Genomic DNA, 18,039 nt, shown 5'->3' with positions numbered 1-18,039 from the left:
CTCCTTTCCGGACGAGCCCGGTGGTCGGGCGGGGCGGCGCCCCGCCCGACCACCGGTGCGATGACTACTTGATGGCGGCGACTTCCGTCTTCCACTGGTCCCACGACGCCTGCTTGTCCTGCGTTCCGTCTTCGACGCGGGTCAGAGCCTTCTGCATCGCGTCGTTGATCTGGAAGTAGAACTCGCCCTTGAACGGCGACACCGTGACGGCGTTGGCGCGGTCGGTGAGGATCTGGCCCACCGGTGCGTTGTTGAAGAACTCGTTGGTCGAGTCGAGCAGCGTGTCCGACTTCATGGCGTCGAGCTGGCTGGGGAAGGTGCCCGCGTTCTCGAACGCCTTGAGCTGCGTCTCGGGGCTCGTGAGCCAGTCGGCGAGCTCTTGCGCCGCCGCGACGTTCTTGCCGTTCGCGGGGACGGTCAGGTACGAGCCGCCCCAGTTGCCGCCGCCGCCGGGGAACACGTTGGCGATGTCCCAGCCGGTGACGTCCTTGGCGTTGCCCTCGATGACGCCGAGCATCCAGCCCGGGCAGAGCATCGTGGCGAACGCGCCGTTGGACAGCCCCGCCATCCAGTCGTCGGACCACTGACCGAGGTGGGCCGACTGCGTCGCGCTCGCATCGAGCACCTGGTTGTAGATGTCCTCGACCTCGGGGGCGATGTCGATCTCGCCGCTGGAGGGGTCTTCGTAGGCCGCCTCGACCTGGTTGATCATGCCCTGGTAGGTGCCCCCGGCGGAGTCGAAGAACGCCTTGCCGGTCGCCTTGGTGTACTGCTCGCCCACCGCGAAGTAGTTCGCCCAGTCGCCTTCGAGCAGCTTCGTGACCTCGTCGCGGTCGGTGGGCAGGCCCGCTGCGGCGAACAGGTCGGAGCGGTAGCAGACGCCCTCGGGGCCGATGTCGGTGCCGTAGCCGATGAGGTTTCCGTCGGCATCCGTCGCGCCCTTCTCCTTCCAGTCGAGCCAGCGGCCCTTGAGGTCGTCGGGCACGGGGGCGAGGAGATCGGAGTACTTCATGACCTCGGGCATCCAGTCGATCTCGATCGCCTCGATGTCGGCGAGGCCGGTCTTGCCGAGCTTCTGGAAGTAGTTCGCGCGCGCGTCGTTCGAGGTGGCCGCCTTGTTGTGAACGATCTTCACGTTCGGGTGCTCCTTCGAGTACTCGGCGAGCAGCGCGTCGGTGTAGCCGAAGTCGTTGAAGGTTGCGACGGTGAGGGTGACCTCGCCGTTCGGGTCGGAGGTGTCCCCGCCCCCGCCGCTGCCGGCACAGCCGGCGAGAACGAGAGCCGAGGTGGTGGCGACGCCGGCGACGAGGCCGATGCGACGCAGTGCGCGTGTGTTCACGTGTCACTCCTTTGTGGTGTGGGTGCGGGCGCTCCGCGGGATGCGGGGGCGTTCGTCCGGTGATCGTCGTGCGCGTCTCTCGCGTACCGCTTCCCGCCCGTGGGAGCGCTCTCATCGGACGACTCACACTGTATGGGATCGCTCCCACAGGTGCAAGAGAGCGCTCCCACGCGGACGGTCACGCTTCGGTAACGGCGGATGCCCGGCGCGCGTCGACACGCCCGTAGACTGGACGCGCCCCTTCCCCGCGACATCCGGAGCCGTCAATGCCCACCATCGTCGTCGACGTCATGCCCAAGGCCGAACTGCTCGACCCGCAGGGAAAGGCCGTCGCCGGTGCGCTGACGCGACTCGGCTACGAAGGCTTCGACGGTGTGCGCATCGGCAAGCGGTTCGAGCTCACCGTGGACACCGCCGACGAGGCCACGCTCGCAGCCGTCAAGACGATCGCCGACGAGATCCTCTCGAACTCCGTCATCGAGGACGTCGTGGGCATCGAGGTCCTGCCCGAGGCCGCGCAGTGACCGTCCGGATCGGCGTCATCACCTTTCCCGGATCGCTCGACGACGGCGACGCGTGCCGCGCGATCGCGCTGGCGGGAGCGGAGCCGGTCTCCCTCTGGCACGCCTCCCACGACCTCGACGGCGTCGACGCGCTCGTCCTGCCGGGAGGCTTCAGCTACGGCGATTACCTGCGCGCCGGCGCGATCGCGGCGCACGCCCCGATCATGTCCGAGGTGAAGGATGCCGCTGCGGCGGGCATGCCGATCCTCGGCATCTGCAACGGCTTCCAGATGCTCGTCGAGGCGCACCTGCTGCCGGGCGGCCTCATCCGCAACGCCCACCAGCAGTTCATCCGTCGCGACCAGCGCCTGCGCGTCGAGAACGCGTCGACGGCATGGACGAGCCAGTTCGAGGTCGGCCAGGGGATCACGATCCCCCTGAAGAACGCCGACGGCGGGTACATCTGCTCCGCCGAGACCCTGGCGCGCATCGAGGGCGAGGGCCTCGTGGCCTTCCGCTATGTCGGCGTCAACCCGAACGGATCGCTCGACGACATCGCCGGCATCACGAACGCCCGCGGCAACGTCGTCGGCCTCATGCCGCACCCCGAGCACGCGGTCGAGCCCGGCTTCGGCCCCAACACCCCCGAGGCGATGCGCTCGGGCATCGACGGCCTCTCGTTCTTCACCTCAGCCGTCGCGTCACTGGCCGCCGCCGCGGCCTGACCTGCGCGCCGCGCTCGGACACGGGTAGCGTCGAGGGGTGAGCATCCTCGTCACCGTCCCCACCGAAGAACTCGCCGCCGCGATCGGCCCCGTCCCCGGTGACGTGGACCTGCGCGTCTGGCCGATGGACGGACCGCCGCCCGGTGCGGCAGAAGGCGGCGCCGACATCGCGATCGCGGTGCCGCCGTACATGTCGCTCGGTCCGGCGCTGAGCGTGCTGCGCGGGCTCCCCGACGTCCGCATCGGGCTGCTGCAGGGGCAGGCGATCGGGTACGAGGGCATCGCCGACCGGCTCCCCGCGGGTTCCGTGTTCGCGAACGCCGCGACGGTCCACGAGACCTCGACCGCGGAACTCGCGCTCGCCCTGACGCTCGCCGCGCAGCGCGGCATCCCCGGATTCGTCCGCGACCAGGACCGCCACGCGTGGACGACCGCGTTCCACCCGAGCCTCGCCGACCGGCGCGTGCTGCTGCTCGGCTACGGCGGCGTCGGTAAGGCGATCGCCGCGCGGCTGCTGCCCTTCGAGGTCGACCTCGTGCCGGTTGCCTCGCACGCCCGCGACGAGGACGGCGTGCACGTCCACGGCATCGATGAGCTGACCGAGCTCCTCCCGACCGCCGAGATCGCGGTGCTCGCGCTCCCCGGCGGCGACGGTACGCGGCACGTGATGGATGCCGCAGCACTCGCGCTCCTTCCCGACGGAGCGCTCGTCGTGAACGTCGGTCGCGGCACGCTCGTCGACACCGACGCGCTCGTTGCCGAGGTCGCCTCCGGTCGGCTGCGCGCCGCGCTCGATGTCGTCGACCCCGAGCCGCTGCCCGCCGACCACCCGCTCTGGGACCTCGAGGGCGCTCTCATCGCCCCGCACGTCGGCGGCGCATCGACCGCGATGCTGCCCCGGATGGCGGCGCTCGTCCGCCGCCAGATCGACCACGTCCGCGCCGGCGAAGAGCCCGAGAACATCGTCATCCGCACCTGAGGGGCGCGTTCGCGGCGGGATAGGCGAGGGCGTCAGGCGGGCGGGGGGTCAGGCGGGCGGGGCGTCGACGTCGGCGCCGTCCCAGAGGTCGCCGCATTCGGTGCGCTCGGCGCCGTGGGCGGCGAGGTACGGGCCGGCACCTTGGTCTCCCGCCAGCTCCGCCGAGAGCGCGCTCCAATGCGACCGCCCGATGACGACCGGATGCCCCGGCACCCCGTCGTAGACGGCGCGGCGGAGGGTCTCGACGTCTGCGCCCGCGGCGAGGCGGGCGACCGCCGCCGCCGGGAGACCGGGGGTGTCGACGGGGACGAGCACCGCCGCCGAGGCACCGGTCAACGCCCCCGGCACGGCCGATGACTCCAGCGCGCCGAGAGCCGCGCGGACGCTCGCCGAGAGGCCCTCCGCCCAGTCCGCGACCTCGACGATCTCAACGCGCCCGTCCCCGGCGGGAACGAGACGCCCTGCCGCCGCGCGCTCCGCCCCGAGCGCCACGACGACCCGCGCGCATCCGCCCGCCCGGAGGGTCTCGACGGCGCGGACGATCCAGGGGATGCCGTCTGACCCGACGACGAGGGCCTTCGGCATCCCGTAGCGCGTGCCCGCACCGGCGGCGAGGACGATCCCGACCGTGCCGCTCACGAACCCGCCGCGTGCAGGGGTCCGGATGCCTCGGTCAGCGGAACCGCGCTGCGCCCGTGCCGCACCGCGACGATCTCGGCGAGGATCGACAGCGCCGTCTCCTCGGCCGAGCGTCCACCGAGGTCGAGGCCGATGGGCGAGCGCAGCCGCGCGAGCTGCGCGGGGGTGACGCCCGCGGCGCGCAGGCGGTCGAGCCGGTCGTCGTGCGTGCGGCGGCTGCCCATCGCGCCGACGTAGCCCGCGGAGCTCGCGAGCGCGACGCGGAGCGCCGGCACGTCGATCTTCTCGTCGTGGCTGAGGACGCACACGGCGGTGCGGTCGTCGAGTGTCGCGCACGCGAGCCACCGGTCGGGCCAGTCGCGGACGACCTCGGCATCCGGGAACCGCTGCGCGTCGGCGAAGGCGTCACGCGGGTCGACGACGGTGACGGCGTACCCGCACGCGGCGCCGATGCGTGAGAGCGCGACGCCGTACTGCACCGCGCCGACGATGACGAGGCGCGGCGGGCCGCCGAACGGCACGACAAGGTACTGGGTGAGGTACTGCGTGGCGGGGTCGGCCTCGGTGAGGCATCCGTCGCCGTCGTAGCTGAGCAAGCGCGCCCGGTCGCCGCCCGCGAGCGCAGCCGCGTCCGGCGGGATGCCGGGGTCGCCCGCGCCGCCGACCGACACCCCGCCGACAGACACCCCGCCGAGCTCGTCGCCCCGCACGGCAAGAGTGAGGACGAGGGGGGCCTGCGGGTCGCGCAGGCGCGCGAGATCGGCGGCTTCGGGCGTGCCGGGGCGCACGGGACGGACCAGCACGTCGATGCTGCCGCCGCACATGAGCCCGACCCCGAGCAGGTCGTCCTCGGCGATGCCGTAGCTCGCGACACCCGCGCGGCCGGTGGCGAGCGCGTCGAGGCACGCCTCGATGACCGCGCCCTCGACGCAGCCGCCCGAGACGTTGCCGCGTACCGTGAGCCCGCCGGCCTCCACCTCCGCGACGATCATGCTCGCCCCGAGTTCGCGCGGGGCCGAGCCGCGGACGGCCACAACGGTCGCCACGGCGATCGCCCGACCCGAGCCGAGCCAGGCGACCGCGTCGTCGAGGATGTCACGCATCGGCGGTCTCGCTCTCAACGAGAACGGGTTGCGCCGCGCGCGCCGCCGCGAGGCGCCACACCCGGTCGCGCGACATCGGCAGCTCGTAAGGCCGCGTGCCGAGCGCGCGGCGGATCGCGTTCGCGAGCGCGGGTGCGACGGGGTTGTACGGCGACTCGCTCATCGACTTCGCACCGAAGGGGCCGAGGTCGTCGCTCGTGTCGGCGAACAGCACCTCGGTGCGGGGGATGTCCGCCAGCTGCGGCACGCGGTACACCCGGAAGACGGGCGTCTGCAGCGCGCCCGACGGCGAGACCATGATCTCTTCGTACAGCGCCGATCCGATGCCCTGCGCGACGCCGCCCTCGACCTGACCGCGGCACTGCTCGGGATTCATCACGGTTCCGGCATCCGCCGCCTGCACCGACTGCAGAATGCGCACCTCGCCCGTCTCGGGCCGCACCGCGACGCGGAACGCGTGCACGTTGAAGGCGAGCGAACGGTGATCTCCGAGCTCGCTCCCGTCGGTTCGGAGACCCTCGCCGTGCCGCCGATCCGCGGGCGCCGCGGCGATCAGCTCGGTGAATCCGACGAGGCGACCGGCCTCCACGCCATTCGGCGTGAGCATGCATTCCTCAACGGGAATACCGGTGAGCGCGGACGCCGTCTCGCGCAGCACGCGGGCGAGCGCGAGCGCCGCGGCGTGCAGCGCCTTGCCGGCGACCGTGATGCCGGCCGACGCGAAGGCGCCGGTGTCGTGGCGTGCGGCATCCGTGTCGGAATGATGCAGATCGACCCGGTCGGGTGTCGTCGCGAGGTCGGTCGCGACGATCTGCGTGTGCACCGTCGTCGTGCCGTTGCCGAACTCCGCAGTGCCGATGCCGACCCGGTAGCGGCCGTCGGGGGTGACGTCGAGGGTCACGTGCGAGATGTGCCCGAAGGGGGCCATCGTCGCGATCATCGCAGCGGCCATCCCCTCGCCGACGAGCCAGCCCGCGGGGGCCTCGACCCCGTTGCCCCGCTCGAGCGCACCGCGGGCGAGGTCGAGGCACTGGTCGAGGCCGTAGCTGCCCCACACGAGGTCGGCGTCAGGCTCGCTCGAGTGGTGGAGGAGCGCGTCGCCCTCGGCGACCGCGTTCCGCCGCCGCAGCTCGAACGGGTCGATGTCGAGTTCGATCGCGAGCTCGTCGAGCGCGCTCTCGACCGCGAAGATGACCTGTCCGAGGCCGTAGCCGCGGAACGCCCCGGAGGGCACGTTGTTGGTGTAGACGGCCTCGGCATCCAGCCGCTTCGCGGGGCAACGGTAGAGGCTCAGCGACTCGGCGACGCTGTGGAAGAGGACGCCGCGCGAGTGGTTGCCGTAGGCGCCCGTGTCGGAGAGGAGGTCGACGTCCATCGCGGTGAGGATGCCGTCCTCATCCGCCCCGAGTGTCACCGACACGCGCATCGGGTGCCGCACCGCCGTGCGCTCGAACTCCTCGCGGCGGGTCAGTTCGTACGCGACGGGGCGACCGGTGCGGAGCACGGCGAGGGCGACGAGATCTTCGCAGAAGAGCTCCTGCTTGCCGCCGAATCCGCCGCCGACGCGCGCCGTGTGCACGCGGACGCGATCGCGGTCGAGCCCGAGGATGTAGGCCAGCTCGTCGCGGACGAGGAACGGCACCTGGGTGCTCGTGCGGATGACGAGGCGACCGTTTTCGTCGAGGCGTCCGATCGCGCCGCGCGTTTCGAGCTGCGCGTGGATGACGCGCCCGTTGCTCCACGTGCCGCTGACCGTCGTGTGAGCCGCCGCGAGCCCGGCATCGACGTCGCCGTAGCCGTCGTGGAGGGAGATGATGACGTTCCGGGCCGCGTCGTCGACGCGGTCGGCGGGCGTCCGCTCGGGGTGGATCAGCGGCGCGCCGGGAGAGCGGGCGAGCTCGGGATCGAAGACGGCGGGGAGCACGTCGTACTCGACACGGATGAGGCGGAGCGCCGCCTCGGCGATCGCGGCGGTGTCGGCGACGACCGCCGCGACCCGCTGCCCGGCGAAGCGCACGGTGTCGTCGAGGATCAGCGTGTCGTCGGGGTCGTCCTCACGATGCTCGTGGCGCCCGGTCGAGAAGCGCGGGGTGTCGACGCTGCGGTGATCGAGGACGAGGTGGACCCCGGGCAGCGCCTCGGCGGCCGACGTGTCGATCGCCGCGATGCGCGCGTGCGCGTGCGGCGACCCGAGGACGCGCAGGACGAGCGCGCCCGCGAACGGGCCGGCGAGCTCGTCGGGCGTGAGGTCGAAGGTGTAGGGCTCGAGGCCCGCGACGACGCGCGCGGCGGCGGGCGGGTGGACGGAGCGGCCGATGGCGTCGCCGGGCGCGATGGTCTCCGGCGAGCGCGGCGCGTCGCGGATCTCGCCCGGGCGGATGCCGGTGGACCCGAGGTTCTGCGCGCCGCGTGTGCGCACCGCGTCACTTCCGGCGCTCACGCCGCGCGCGACGCCGTCGCGGATCGCCTCCTCCACCGCCCGGTACCCCGTGCAGCGGCAGAGGTTGCCCTTCATCCTGCGGGGAAGGTCGTCGAGATCGCTTTCGCCGAGGGTCGAGGCGGTGACGATCATGCCGGGCGTGCAGTAGCCGCACTGGAACCCGAAGTGCTCGACGAACGACTCCTGCATCGGCGACAGGTCGCCGGGCGTGCCGAGCCCCGCGGCGGTCGTGACCGAGCGCCCCTCGATCCGCTGCGCCGGGAAGATGCACGAGTGCACGGGTTCGCCGTCGACGATGACCGAACACGCGCCGCAGTCGCCGGCGTCGCACCCGCGCTTGACCTCGGTGTGGCCGTGGTCGCGCAGGAGCGTCCGGAGGCACTGGCCGGGTGCGGGCGCGGCATCCACCTCTTCGCCGTTGATCTCGAACCTCATGCGGCGGGCTCGTTCTCTGCGGGATCGTTCTCTGCGGGCTGGTTCTCTGTCGGCTCGTCGCGTGTCAGCTCGTCACGGATCTCCTCCGCGAGCACGCCCGCCACCTGGCGACGCCAGTCGGCGGTGCCGAGCGGGTCGGTGTAGTACCCCGCGAGCCGGTCGATGTCGGCGCGGAGCGCGGCGGCATCCGGCATGTACGGGTAGCGGAGGATCGAGGGGCGCTGCGTCGCGGCGGTGATCGAGAAGACGACCGCGCCGTCCTCGTCGACGCGGCCGATCACGACGGCTCCCGAGCGGCCGAGCTCGGCGAGCGCGATCTTGCGCAGCGCCGTGCGCGCGCGGAGGGCACGGGCGGGCAGCTCGACGGCGCGGAGCACCTCGCCGGGGCCGAGCGAGGTCGTGCCGTTGCCGGTCACGAGGTCGGCGACGGCGATGCGGTAGGCATCCCCCGACGGCGTCCAGATCTCGGCGACGCCGTCGAGCGCCGTGCACAGCGACACCATCGCGCCCGCCGCGAACGCGCGACAGATGTTGCCCCCGACGGTCGCGACGTTCCAGACCTTGAAGGATGCCAGCAGCGCGTGCGCGCTCTGCGTGAACAGCGGCGCGGCCCGCCACGGGTGACGGTGTCCGCGGTAGCGGGTGAGCTCGGCGATCGTGCAGGTCGCGGCGATGCGGATGCCGCCATCCGGCGCCTCGAGCTCCTCGATCGGCCGCCAGCCCATCGTCGTGAGGTCGACGAGGCCCGTCGTCTCCGGCTGCGGCTCGGAGTAGAGCCAGGTGCCGCCGCCGAGGATCCGCTCGCCCGGCGCGAGGGCGAGGTCGGCGCGGGTGCGCGCCGCGCGGTAGGCGGTCACGGTGGTGAGGTCCACGGCATCCCCTCTCGCGCTCTCTCGTGCGGTGCCGGCGGATCCGGGCGCCGCGGCGTGCGCTCAGCCAACACCACGCATGTGTCGGCGATGTAAAAGGGACGTGCGGATCGGCCGCGTGGGTCGGCGGCGGGCGCCCGGTGTGTCGTATCCCGGTGCGTCGTATCCCGGTGCGTCGTATCCCGTCTCTGCGCTCGTCGACCGACGCTCACCCGCGTGATTCCGGCGCTACTCCAGCGCGCCGACCCACTCGTCGGTGCCGTCGGCGAAGAGCTGGTGCTTCCAGATCGGGACGGTGGCTTTGACGTCGTCGACCAGGTCGCGGCACGCGTCGAACGCGGCGGCGCGGTGGGCGCTGCCCGCGGCGCACGCGAGCGCCAGGTCGCCGATGACGAGGTCACCGACGCGGTGGACGACGGCGAGCGCGACACCCGGATGCCGGGAGGCGATGCGGGCCGCGGATGCCGCGAGCATCCGCTCCGCGTCGGGGTGGGCCTCGTACGATAGCCTCGTCACCGCACGACCCCCGTCGTGGTCGCGGACGACGCCCGCGAACGACACGACGGCGCCGTGCGCGGCATCCGCCACGACATCTTCGACCTCGGCGAGGGCGACCGGATCAGCCGCGATGCGCGCGAGGCGGACGGTCATGCGGGCCCTCCCGAGGGCGGAGCGGGTGCCGGGTGGTCGCCGCCGCGCAGCTGGTCGAGCGCATGATCGAGGACCTCGCCGAGGACGTCGAGGCCGTCGCGCACCCCCGACGGCGATCCGGGGAGGTTGACGATCAGGGTGGGCCCGGCGGCTCCCGCGACGCCGCGGGAGAGGAGCGCGAGCGGGGTGTGCGCGGCGCCGCGACGGCGCAGCTCTTCGGCGATGCCCGGCACTTCGCGCTCGATCACGGCACGGGTCTGCTCGGGGGTCGCATCGGTCGGAGACAGGCCCGTGCCGCCGCTCGTGACGACGAGGTCCGCCCCGGCGGCCACCGCGGTGCGGAGCGCGTCGCCCACCGGGTCGCCGTCGGGGACGACGACGACCTTCGGCTCCGGCCACCCTCGCGCGACGAGCCACTCGGCCACGAGCGGCCCGACCCGGTCGGGGTAGACGCCGGCGGCCGCACGGGTCGACGCGATCACGACGACCGCGCGGCGCGCGGCGCTCGCTCGGGTCGCGCCGGTCGCATCGCTCGCGCCGGTCGCATCGGTCGCGCCACTCATGCGCCCCCGCCGATGTCGCTCTTGCCGCCGCGCTTCTCGACGACGCGGATGCCTTCGATGACCGCCGTCGCGTCGACCGCCTTGATCATGTCGAACACCGTGAGCGCGGCGACGCTCGCGGCCGTCAGCGCTTCCATCTCGACGCCGGTCGGCGCGGTCGTCTTGACGAACGTCTCGATGCCGATGCGTCCCTCCTCGGGCGTCAGCGCGAACGACACCTCGACCGCCGACAGCGGCAGCGGATGGCACAGCGGGATGAGCTGCGGGGTCTGCTTCGCCGCGAGGATGCCGGCGATGCGCGCCGTCGCGAGCGCCTCGCCCTTCGGCAGGTCGCCCGTCGCAACGAGCGCCACCGTCTCGGGGGTCGTCACGACGACCGCCGAGGCGCGCGCCGTGCGGACGGTCGCCTGCTTCGCCGACACGTCGACCATGTGCACGGCGCCGTCCTCGCGCACGTGCGTCAGCGCCGGCTCGGACCCGCGGTCGTTCTCACTCATCCAGCACCCACACCTCCACGTCGTCGCCCGCCTCCAGATGCGCGACCCCGACGGGGACGTGCACGAGGGCATCCGCCGCCGCATAGTGCGCGATCAGGTGCGAGCCGGGACCGCCGACCGTCGCGACGGTGCCGTCGCCCCGCAGACTACCCCGCCGGATCTGATGCTGGTGGGCGGGCGACTCGATCGCCTCGGCGAGCGGTAGGCGCTCGACGCGGCGCGACGGGGTGAGGCCCGCGCGCCCCCGTAGCCAGGGCCGTAGGAACAGCTCGAAGGAGATCAGCGCGCTCACGGGGTTGCCCGGGAAGCACAGCACCGGCACGTCGCGCCCGTCGAGTGCGACCACCCCGAGGCCCTGGGGGCCGCCCGGCTGCAGATCGAGGTGACCGAACCGGACGCGCTCACCCGCGAACGCGAGCTTCACGACCTCGTACGCGCCGCGGCTGACCCCTCCGACGGTGACGATGACGTCGGGCCAGCGCCCGGCCCGCGCGAGGAGCGCGCGGAACTCGTCGGGGTCGTCGCTCGGGCACACGATCCACCGGGCGCGGGCGCCGGCGTCGGTGACGGCGCGCACCAGCATGCCGCCGACGGCGTCGGGGATGCGCGCGTCGTCGCCCGACCCGAGCGTGGGCTCGTGTGCCGTCGCCAGCTCGCGCCCCGTCGTCACGACGAGCACGCGCACGCGCGCCCCGACGCAGACCTCGCCGACGGATGCCGCGGCGAACGCGCCGAGATGCGCCGGGCGCACGGGGGTGCCGGCCGCGGCCAGCAGGTCGCCCTGCGCGATGTCCGCGCCGCGCACGCGGACGAACGTCCCCGGCGCGACGGGCTGGGCGAAGGTCACGTGCTCGGCGTCGAAGGTCCCCGGCGCGGTGCGCTCGACCGGGACGATCGCGTCGGCACCCGCGGGGATCGGCGCGCCGGTCATGATCGGCGCCGCCGTGCCCGGCGCGAGGGCACCGGCCGATGCCCCCGCCGCGATGGGTGCGGCCACGGGAAGGGTGACGGGGTGTGCGGCATCCGCGCCCGCGAGATCAGCCGCACGCACGGCGTACCCGTCCATCTGGGAGTTGTCGAACCGCGGCACGTCGCCCGCCGCGACGACGTCGCGCGTCAGGCGGCGTGCGCGCGTGCGTGAGGGATGCCGGGCCACGTCCGCCGCCGAGACCCCGACCGCGCGCTCGCGCACCGGGACCGCCGCGAGCACCTGCCGCACCGCGGCGACGTGGTCGGCGATCGAGGTCATGCGACCATCCTGCCGCACGGCATCCCGCGTTCTTCGGAGATCGCGCGTTCTCCGGACGCCCGCCGCCCAAAACGTCCGAAGTACACCGGATCTCCGAAGATCGCCCGTCGATCCCGTGCGGGCGAACACCCCGCGCACCGCACATGCGGAAGTATCATGCGATCCATGCCGCATTATCGGATCAGCGAGGCCGCGAGCCTTCTCGGAGTGAGCGATGACACCGTGCGCCGGTGGGTGGATGCCGGGTCGCTTGGCGCCGAACCCGACGACGCCGGCCGGCTCGTCGTCGACGGCGTGGAGCTCGCCGACCTGGCACGCGAACGCGCCCGCGAGACCCGCGACCCGTCGGGCATCGGCAGCTCGGCGCGCAACCGCTTCGTCGGGATCGTGACGCGCGTCGTCGCCGACACCGTCATGGCGCAGGTCGAACTGCAGTGCGGCCCGCACCGCTGCGTCTCGCTCATGAGCGCCGAAGCGGTGCGCGAGCTCGGCCTCGTCCCGGGAGTCCTCGCGGTCGCCGTCATCAAGGCGACGCACGTCATCGTTGAGACCCCGCACCCCTCCCCCTACCCCGACAGCGAGCGCGAGGTGACCGCGTGAGGCGGGCGGCCGCACTCGCGGCATCCCTCGTCGTCGCGGGCCTGCTGCTCACGGGGTGCGGACCGTCCTCGGAGACCCCGTCGCCGTCAGCCTCGACGGCATCCGGCGACGCGCTTGCGGGCGACATCACCGTCTTCGCAGCGGCGTCGCTGACGGGCACGTTCACCGAGATCGCGGATGCCTTCGAAGACGCGCACCCGGGCGTGCACGTGACCCTGAACTTCGCCGGGTCGTCGGCGCTCGTGACGCAGCTGACCGAGGGCGCGCCCGCCGACGTGTTCGCCTCCGCCGACGAGGCGAACATGACCAAGGCGCAGGATGCCGGGCTCATCGACGGCGACCCGGAGATCTTCGCGTCCAACACCCTCGAGATCGCGGTGCCGCCGGGAAATCCCGCCGGCATCGGCTCGTTCGACGACCTGGCCCGGCCGGGCCTGCGCCTCGTCGTCTGCGCGCCGCAGGTGCCGTGCGGCGCCGCGACGCGCGAGGTGGCGGAGCTCGCGGGCGTGACGCTCACGCCGGTCAGCGAAGAGAACGCCGTCACCGACGTGCTCGGCAAGGTGGCCGCGGGCGAGGCCGATGCCGGCGTCGTGTACCGCACCGATGTGATCGCGGCGGGCGACAGCGTCGAGGGTGTCGAGTTCCCCGAGTCGGACTTCGTCATCAACCGCTACCCCATCGCCGTCCTCGCGGGCAGTTCCGCGCCCGACGTCGCCGCGGCGTTCGCCACGTTCGTGCGGGGGCCGTCGGGGCGCGAGATCCTCGACGCGTCCGGCTTCGGCGACGACCGATAGGGGCACCGATGACGCTCACCGCGCCGCGGCGCACACCCCTGCCCTGGTGGGTCGTGGTCGTCGCGGTCGTGGCGGTGGTCTTCGTCGTCGTGCCGATCGTCGCGCTCACGCTCCGGGTGGACTGGTCGCGGTTCGGTCAGCTCGTCACGAGCGAGTCGGCGCTCACCGCCCTCGGTCTGAGCCTGCGGACCGCGACGATCAGCACGATGCTGTGCATCGTCCTCGGGGTGCCGCTCGCGCTCGTGCTCGCGCGCCTGCGCGGACGCACGGCGACCGTCGTCCGCACCGTCGTCCTGCTGCCGCTCGTGCTGCCGCCCGTGATCGGCGGCATCGCCCTCCTCGCCGCGTTCGGCCGCCGCGGACTGCTCGGCGCGCACCTCGAAGCGCTCGGGGTGCAGATCGCGTTCACGACGACGGCCGTGGTGATGGCGCAGACCTTCGTCTCGCTCCCGTTCCTCGTCGTCGCGGTCGAGGGCGCGCTCCGCGGCGGCCGCCCCGACTACGAGTCGGTCGCGGCGACCCTCGGCGCCGCCCCCGGGACGGTGCTCCGCCGCGTCACGCTTCCGCTCGCCGTACCGGCGCTCGTCTCCGGGACGATCCTCGCCTTCGCCCGGTCGCTCGGCGAGTTCGGCGCGACGCTCGCCTTCGCGGGGAGCCTCGAAGGCACCACCCGGACGCTGCCGCTGGAGATCTACCTGCAGCGCGAGACCGATCCGGATGCCGCGGTCGCGCTCGCCTTCGTCCTCGTCGCCGTCGCGGTCGCGACGATGGCGGTCACCGGCGCCGCGCGCGTCGCGGGAGGCGAACGGTGAGCGGCATGAACGCGGTGAGGGCGGTGAGCGGGCGATGAGCATCCACGCGCACGTCGTCGTCGACGCGCGGGGCGTCGACGTGCGCCTCGACGTACCCGACGGGCAGACGGTCGCTCTCCTCGGCCCGAACGGCAGCGGCAAGTCCACGGTGCTCGGGGCGATCGCCGGCATCCTCTCCCCCGATCGGGGTCGCATTGTCGTGAGCGGGCGCACGCTGTTCGACGTCGGGGCCCGCGCCGAAGGCGCCGTCGGCCGCACCCGTACCGACGTCCCCGCGCACCGCCGCGGCGTCGCCCTCCTCGCGCAGGACCCGCTGCTGTTCCCCCATCTGACCGCGCGGGAGAACGTCGCCTTCGCGCCGCGCAGCCGCGGCGACGGGCGCGCGGCGGCGCGCACCATCGCCGACGCGCGTCTCGGGGACGTCGGCGCGGCGGCTCTCGCCGACACGCTCCCGCACCGGCTGTCCGGCGGGCAGGCGCGTCGCGTCGCCGTCGCTCGCGCCCTCGCCGCCGACCCGGTCGCGCTCCTCCTCGACGAACCCCTCGTCGCGCTCGACGTCGCGGGACGCGACGAGGTGCGCCGCGTCCTCGCATCCGCCCTCGCCGCCGTTCCCGGCATCGTCGTGACGCACGACCCGCTCGACGCGCTGCTGCTCGCCGACCGCGCCGTCGTCCTCGACGCGGGCCGCATCGTCGAGGACGCCGCGACGGCGGACCTTCTCGCGCACCCCCGCACGGCGTTCTCGGCGCGGCTGGCGGGGGTCGCGCTCGTCGCCGGCGTCGTGCAGGCCCCCGGTCTCGTCGACGCGACCGGGCTCCGCATCCCGGGCGATCCCGGCCCGCTCGCGGAGGGGACGCCGGCGTTCGCGGCGGTGCCTCCGGATGCCGTGACGGTCCGCGCCGACACCCTGCCCGCCCGAATCGACGATGCGGAAGGCGCCCCCCGCGTCACGCACCTCGACGTGGTCGCGGGGCGGCTGCGCGTGACGGCCGGGGGCCTCGTCGGAACAGCCGCCGACGGCGCAGACGCCCGCGCCTTCGCTCCCGGAAGCCCCGTGCTCCTCGACGTCGACCCGCGCCTCGTCCGCCTCTACGCCCGCGAGCCCGACGTATCCTGAGGCGATGACGGTGCTGCTCGGACTCCCCCGGCGGCGTATCTCGACGTCCGGCGCCGCCGCGGATCTCGCCGCCGATCTCGCCGGGCGCCCGGCGCACCCGGGACTCGTCGACCGGTTCGGCCGCGTCGCGACCGACCTCCGCGTCTCGCTCACCGACCGCTGCAACCTCCGCTGCACGTACTGCATGCCCGCAGACGGCATCGATCCCATGCCGTCGGGCGACGTCCTGACGGATGCCGAAGTCGTGCGCCTCGTCGGCATCGCCGTCACGCGGCTCGGGGTCAGCGCCGTCCGCTTCACGGGCGGGGAGCCGCTGCTGCGCGCCGGGCTCGCCGACATCGTCGCGGGCGCGGCGGCGCTCCACGACCCGAGCGGCGCGCGCGCCGACCTCGCACTCACGACCAACGCGATCGGCCTCGCCGAGCGCGCCGCCACGCTCGCCGCGGCGGGCCTTCACCGCGTCAACGTGTCGCTCGACAGCCTCGACCCCGAGGTGTACGCCGCAGTGACGCGGCGGCCGCTGCTCCGGCGCGCGCTCGACGGCATCCATGCCGCCCGCGATGCGGGGCTCGCCGTGAAGGTGAACGCGGTCCTCGTTCCCGGGGTCAACGAGCACGAGGCCGCCGACCTCGTCTCCTGGGCGCTGGATGCCGGCGTCGAGCTGCGCTTCATCGAGCAGATGCCGCTCGGCGGTGACCGGGCCTGGACCCGCGGCCACGTCGTCACAGCCGCCCGCACGCGTGCGCTCGTCGCGGAGCGCTTCGACCTCGAGCCGCACCCCGCGCCGCGCGAGGGAGCGCCCGCCGAGCGGATCGACGTCCGCGAGCGCGACGGTCACCGCTCGGGGACCATCGGGATCATCGCGTCGGTGACCGAGCCGTTCTGCGGCGACTGCCGCCGCACCCGCCTGACTGCCGACGGCGCGATCCGCGACTGCCTGTTCGCGCACGACGAGACACCTCTGCGCGACCTCCTGCGCGCCGGGGCGACCGACGACGAGCTCGCCGACCGCTGGCGCGCCGCGATGTGGCGCAAGCGCGCCGGACACGGCATCGACGACCCCGGCTTCGCCCAGCCCGCCCGCCCGATGAGCGCCATCGGCGGCTGACGAGAGAGCACAGGATGCCTGCCACCACCACCGTCCCCGTGACCGTGCGCTACTTCGCCGCCGCGAAGGCCGCCCTCGGCGCGGCCGAAGAGCGCGTCGACGCCGCCGACGTCGTCGACCTCGCGGCGCTGATCGCGCGCGCCCCGGCATCCGCCCGCCCCGTCCTCGAGCGCTGCTCGTTCCTCGTCGACGGCGTCACGACGACCGATCTCACGACGCCACTCCGCCCCGGCATCCTCGTCGACGTCCTCCCGCCCTTCGCCGGCGGATAGTGGGGTGTGGGGTCGCGGTCGCGCGGCAACATGCGGCACGCGCGCTCGCGGGCCGCACGAGCGGGGGCGGGAGCGGGAGCGGGAGCGATGCGGACAGTGGGCGCCACTTTCCTGTCCGGGCGCCACAGTTTTCTGGCGCCCGGACAGCAATCTAGCGCCCGACGCGAACCCCCTGCAGAAACATGGCGCCCGACGCGCACCCCCGGCAGGAACGTGGCGCCCGACGCGAACCCCCGGCAGAAACATGGCGCTCGACGCGAACCCCCTGCAGGAACGTGGCGCCCGAACCGCAACCCGCCGCCCGAGAAGCCCGGCCCACCCGAACAGCGAACGGATGCCGGCACTCGCGTCACGCGGGGCGCAACGCCACCTCGCGCCAGGTCGTGTCGAGCGCATCGAAGACGAGCACCCGCCCGAGGAGCACGTCGCCCGCGCCGACGATGAGTTTGAGCGTCTCGCCCGCCATGACGCCGCCGATCGCGGCGCACAGGGGTCCCGTGACACCGTCGACGACGCACCGCCGATTCGTGTCGGCGAGCGGGTCGGGGTGCAGGTCGCGAAGCGTGACGCCACCGCCGGGCGCGTCGGCCCAGAACACCGACACCATGCCGTCCGTGCCCACGGCCGTTCCCCACACATAGGGGATGCCGGCGGCCATCGCCGCGTCGTGCAGCACCAGCCGGGCGGCCGCGTCGTCGGTCGTATCCATCACGAGATGGATGCCTTCGAGATGGATGCCACCGAGAGAGCCCCCGATCCGCTCCGTCACGGCGACCGCATCGCCGAACGGGTTCAGGCGTCGCGCCTCGGCGGCCGCCGACTCGGCCTTCGGGGTGCCGGGAGCGGCGCCGGCGTGGATGAGCTGCCGTGGCAGGTTGCTCTCTTCGACGGTGTCGTCGTCGACGATCACGAGCGTCCCGACCCCCGCCGCGGCGAGGTAGGAGATCACGGGAGACCCGAGGCCCCCGGCCCCCGCCACGAGCACACGCGCGTTCTTCAGCCGACGCTGCCCGACGACGCCGATGTGGGGCAGCGCGATCTGACGCGCGAAGCGTGCCGATTCGGCGGGGGTGAGGGCGTCGGCGGGTTCGACGAGCGGGGTACGAGGCATCCGTCCATTGTGCGCCGCCCCGATGCCGCCCCAGCCCGCCGCCCGAACACCACCCCGGCCCGCCGCCCACGAACCGCCCCAGCCCGCCGCCCACGAACCACCCAGCCCCGCGCCGCCGTAACGCCTCGGAAACAGTGCGCCCCGTCCGCGAAACGTCGGAGTCCTAGTGTCGATCCGATCTGGGGTGCCACAGCATGCCGTCGACCCGAACGACGGCATGGCGCCCCGGTCAC

General features: G+C 73.6%; 19 protein-coding genes. 9 read left to right on the top strand and 10 right to left on the bottom strand.

Annotation, left to right across the window (positions count from 1 at the left end; genetic code table 11):
• Positions 1 to 64 precede the first annotated feature (64 nt).
• The gene (locus tag AC3ENQ_RS08460) at positions 65 to 1,339 is read right to left on the bottom strand and encodes an ABC transporter substrate-binding protein (RefSeq protein WP_431803586.1); all 1,275 of its coding nucleotides are present in this window, start codon (positions 1,337 to 1,339) and stop codon (positions 65 to 67) included.
• Positions 1,340 to 1,605: 266 nt separating this feature from the next.
• Here AC3ENQ_RS08460 and purS point away from each other — a divergent pair, with 266 nt between their 5' ends.
• The 3 genes from purS to AC3ENQ_RS08445 are packed head-to-tail and all read left to right on the top strand — an operon-like array spanning position 1,606 to position 3,546.
• Positions 1,606 to 1,863, top strand: coding sequence for a phosphoribosylformylglycinamidine synthase subunit PurS (gene purS, locus AC3ENQ_RS08455; RefSeq protein ID WP_431803584.1), 258 nt, complete (start codon positions 1,606 to 1,608; stop codon positions 1,861 to 1,863).
• Positions 1,860 to 2,567, top strand: coding sequence for a phosphoribosylformylglycinamidine synthase subunit PurQ (gene purQ, locus AC3ENQ_RS08450; protein WP_431803582.1), 708 nt, complete (start codon positions 1,860 to 1,862; stop codon positions 2,565 to 2,567). The genes purS and purQ overlap by 4 nt, the downstream gene beginning before the upstream one ends.
• Before the next feature lie 37 nt (positions 2,568 to 2,604).
• Complete coding sequence (locus AC3ENQ_RS08445) at positions 2,605 to 3,546, top strand: 2-hydroxyacid dehydrogenase (RefSeq protein ID WP_431803580.1); 942 nt, start codon at positions 2,605 to 2,607, stop codon at positions 3,544 to 3,546.
• Between the two features lie 48 nt (positions 3,547 to 3,594).
• On the opposite strand, the gene AC3ENQ_RS08440 is transcribed toward AC3ENQ_RS08445, so the two are convergent.
• From AC3ENQ_RS08440 to AC3ENQ_RS08405, 8 genes are all read right to left on the bottom strand, one after another.
• On the bottom strand, positions 3,595 to 4,185 hold the full coding sequence (locus AC3ENQ_RS08440) for a nucleotidyltransferase family protein (protein ID WP_431803578.1): 591 nt from the start codon (positions 4,183 to 4,185) through the stop codon (positions 3,595 to 3,597).
• The gene (locus AC3ENQ_RS08435) at positions 4,182 to 5,288 is read right to left on the bottom strand and encodes an XdhC family protein (protein ID WP_431803576.1); all 1,107 of its coding nucleotides are present in this window, start codon (positions 5,286 to 5,288) and stop codon (positions 4,182 to 4,184) included. The genes AC3ENQ_RS08440 and AC3ENQ_RS08435 overlap by 4 nt, the downstream gene beginning before the upstream one ends.
• Positions 5,281 to 8,163, bottom strand: a complete 2,883-nt coding sequence (locus AC3ENQ_RS08430; RefSeq protein WP_431803574.1) for a molybdopterin-dependent oxidoreductase — start codon at positions 8,161 to 8,163, stop codon at positions 5,281 to 5,283. Before AC3ENQ_RS08430 ends, AC3ENQ_RS08435 begins: the two co-directional genes overlap by 8 nt.
• A complete protein-coding gene (locus tag AC3ENQ_RS08425) occupies positions 8,160 to 9,035 on the bottom strand; it encodes an FAD binding domain-containing protein (RefSeq protein ID WP_431803572.1) in 876 nt (291 codons plus the stop codon). The genes AC3ENQ_RS08430 and AC3ENQ_RS08425 overlap by 4 nt, the downstream gene beginning before the upstream one ends.
• A gap of 225 nt (positions 9,036 to 9,260) precedes the next feature.
• A complete protein-coding gene (locus AC3ENQ_RS08420) occupies positions 9,261 to 9,683 on the bottom strand; it encodes a molybdenum cofactor biosynthesis protein MoaE (RefSeq protein WP_431803570.1) in 423 nt (140 codons plus the stop codon).
• The gene (locus AC3ENQ_RS08415; protein ID WP_431803568.1) at positions 9,680 to 10,246 is read right to left on the bottom strand and encodes a MogA/MoaB family molybdenum cofactor biosynthesis protein; all 567 of its coding nucleotides are present in this window, start codon (positions 10,244 to 10,246) and stop codon (positions 9,680 to 9,682) included. Before AC3ENQ_RS08415 ends, AC3ENQ_RS08420 begins: the two co-directional genes overlap by 4 nt.
• Positions 10,243 to 10,743, bottom strand: a complete 501-nt coding sequence (moaC, locus tag AC3ENQ_RS08410; RefSeq protein ID WP_431803566.1) for a cyclic pyranopterin monophosphate synthase MoaC — start codon at positions 10,741 to 10,743, stop codon at positions 10,243 to 10,245. The genes AC3ENQ_RS08415 and moaC overlap by 4 nt, the downstream gene beginning before the upstream one ends.
• Entirely contained in the window at positions 10,736 to 11,992 is a 1,257-nt protein-coding gene (locus tag AC3ENQ_RS08405) for a molybdopterin molybdotransferase MoeA (RefSeq protein WP_431803564.1), read from the bottom strand. The genes moaC and AC3ENQ_RS08405 overlap by 8 nt, the downstream gene beginning before the upstream one ends.
• 165 nt (positions 11,993 to 12,157) lie before the next feature.
• Here AC3ENQ_RS08405 and AC3ENQ_RS08400 point away from each other — a divergent pair, with 165 nt between their 5' ends.
• From AC3ENQ_RS08400 to AC3ENQ_RS08375, 6 genes are read left to right on the top strand one after another with little or no spacing between them, the layout of a single operon-like run.
• The gene (locus AC3ENQ_RS08400; protein WP_431803562.1) at positions 12,158 to 12,592 is read left to right on the top strand and encodes a TOBE domain-containing protein; all 435 of its coding nucleotides are present in this window, start codon (positions 12,158 to 12,160) and stop codon (positions 12,590 to 12,592) included.
• Positions 12,589 to 13,386, top strand: coding sequence for a molybdate ABC transporter substrate-binding protein (gene modA, locus AC3ENQ_RS08395; protein ID WP_431803560.1), 798 nt, complete (start codon positions 12,589 to 12,591; stop codon positions 13,384 to 13,386). The genes AC3ENQ_RS08400 and modA overlap by 4 nt, the downstream gene beginning before the upstream one ends.
• Before the next feature lie 8 nt (positions 13,387 to 13,394).
• Complete coding sequence (locus AC3ENQ_RS08390; protein ID WP_431803558.1) at positions 13,395 to 14,198, top strand: ABC transporter permease; 804 nt, start codon at positions 13,395 to 13,397, stop codon at positions 14,196 to 14,198.
• Positions 14,199 to 14,232: 34 nt separating this feature from the next.
• On the top strand, positions 14,233 to 15,315 hold the full coding sequence (locus AC3ENQ_RS08385) for a sulfate/molybdate ABC transporter ATP-binding protein (protein ID WP_431803556.1): 1,083 nt from the start codon (positions 14,233 to 14,235) through the stop codon (positions 15,313 to 15,315).
• Between the two features lie 4 nt (positions 15,316 to 15,319).
• Positions 15,320 to 16,423: a GTP 3',8-cyclase MoaA gene (gene moaA / locus AC3ENQ_RS08380; protein ID WP_431803554.1), complete on the top strand. Its 1,104-nt coding sequence runs from the start codon at positions 15,320 to 15,322 to the stop codon at positions 16,421 to 16,423.
• 14 nt (positions 16,424 to 16,437) lie between these two features.
• On the top strand, positions 16,438 to 16,695 hold the full coding sequence (locus tag AC3ENQ_RS08375; protein ID WP_431803552.1) for a MoaD/ThiS family protein: 258 nt from the start codon (positions 16,438 to 16,440) through the stop codon (positions 16,693 to 16,695).
• A 349-nt stretch (positions 16,696 to 17,044) separates the two neighbouring features.
• Here the strand turns inward: AC3ENQ_RS08375 and AC3ENQ_RS08370 are convergent, their stop codons facing one another.
• Positions 17,045 to 17,806, bottom strand: a complete 762-nt coding sequence (locus tag AC3ENQ_RS08370) for a HesA/MoeB/ThiF family protein (RefSeq protein ID WP_431803550.1) — start codon at positions 17,804 to 17,806, stop codon at positions 17,045 to 17,047.
• Positions 17,807 to 18,039: the final 233 nt, after the last annotated feature.

This window comes from Microbacterium sp. bgisy203 (genome assembly GCF_057706945.1).
This window is presented reverse-complemented; position numbering and strand designations above follow the sequence as displayed.

Excerpts from the sequence above, each read along its gene's own strand:
- purS (WP_431803584.1), top strand. The coding sequence starts at position 1,606 with ATGCCCACCATCGTCGTCGACGTCATGCCCAAGGCCGAACTGCTCGAC.
- AC3ENQ_RS08435 (WP_431803576.1), bottom strand. The coding sequence starts at position 5,288 with ATGCGTGACATCCTCGACGACGCGGTCGCCTGGCTCGGCTCGGGTCGG.
- AC3ENQ_RS08430 (WP_431803574.1), bottom strand. The coding sequence starts at position 8,163 with ATGAGGTTCGAGATCAACGGCGAAGAGGTGGATGCCGCGCCCGCACCC.
- AC3ENQ_RS08420 (WP_431803570.1), bottom strand. The coding sequence starts at position 9,683 with ATGACCGTCCGCCTCGCGCGCATCGCGGCTGATCCGGTCGCCCTCGCC.
- AC3ENQ_RS08415 (WP_431803568.1), bottom strand. The coding sequence starts at position 10,246 with ATGAGTGGCGCGACCGATGCGACCGGCGCGAGCGATGCGACCGGCGCG.
- moaC (WP_431803566.1), bottom strand. The coding sequence starts at position 10,743 with ATGAGTGAGAACGACCGCGGGTCCGAGCCGGCGCTGACGCACGTGCGC.
- AC3ENQ_RS08405 (WP_431803564.1), bottom strand. The coding sequence starts at position 11,992 with ATGACCTCGATCGCCGACCACGTCGCCGCGGTGCGGCAGGTGCTCGCG.
- AC3ENQ_RS08400 (WP_431803562.1), top strand. The coding sequence starts at position 12,158 with ATGCCGCATTATCGGATCAGCGAGGCCGCGAGCCTTCTCGGAGTGAGC.
- AC3ENQ_RS08390 (WP_431803558.1), top strand. The coding sequence starts at position 13,395 with ATGACGCTCACCGCGCCGCGGCGCACACCCCTGCCCTGGTGGGTCGTG.
- AC3ENQ_RS08385 (WP_431803556.1), top strand. The coding sequence starts at position 14,233 with ATGAGCATCCACGCGCACGTCGTCGTCGACGCGCGGGGCGTCGACGTG.
- moaA (WP_431803554.1), top strand. The coding sequence starts at position 15,320 with ATGACGGTGCTGCTCGGACTCCCCCGGCGGCGTATCTCGACGTCCGGC.
- AC3ENQ_RS08375 (WP_431803552.1), top strand. The coding sequence starts at position 16,438 with ATGCCTGCCACCACCACCGTCCCCGTGACCGTGCGCTACTTCGCCGCC.
- AC3ENQ_RS08370 (WP_431803550.1), bottom strand. The coding sequence starts at position 17,806 with ATGCCTCGTACCCCGCTCGTCGAACCCGCCGACGCCCTCACCCCCGCC.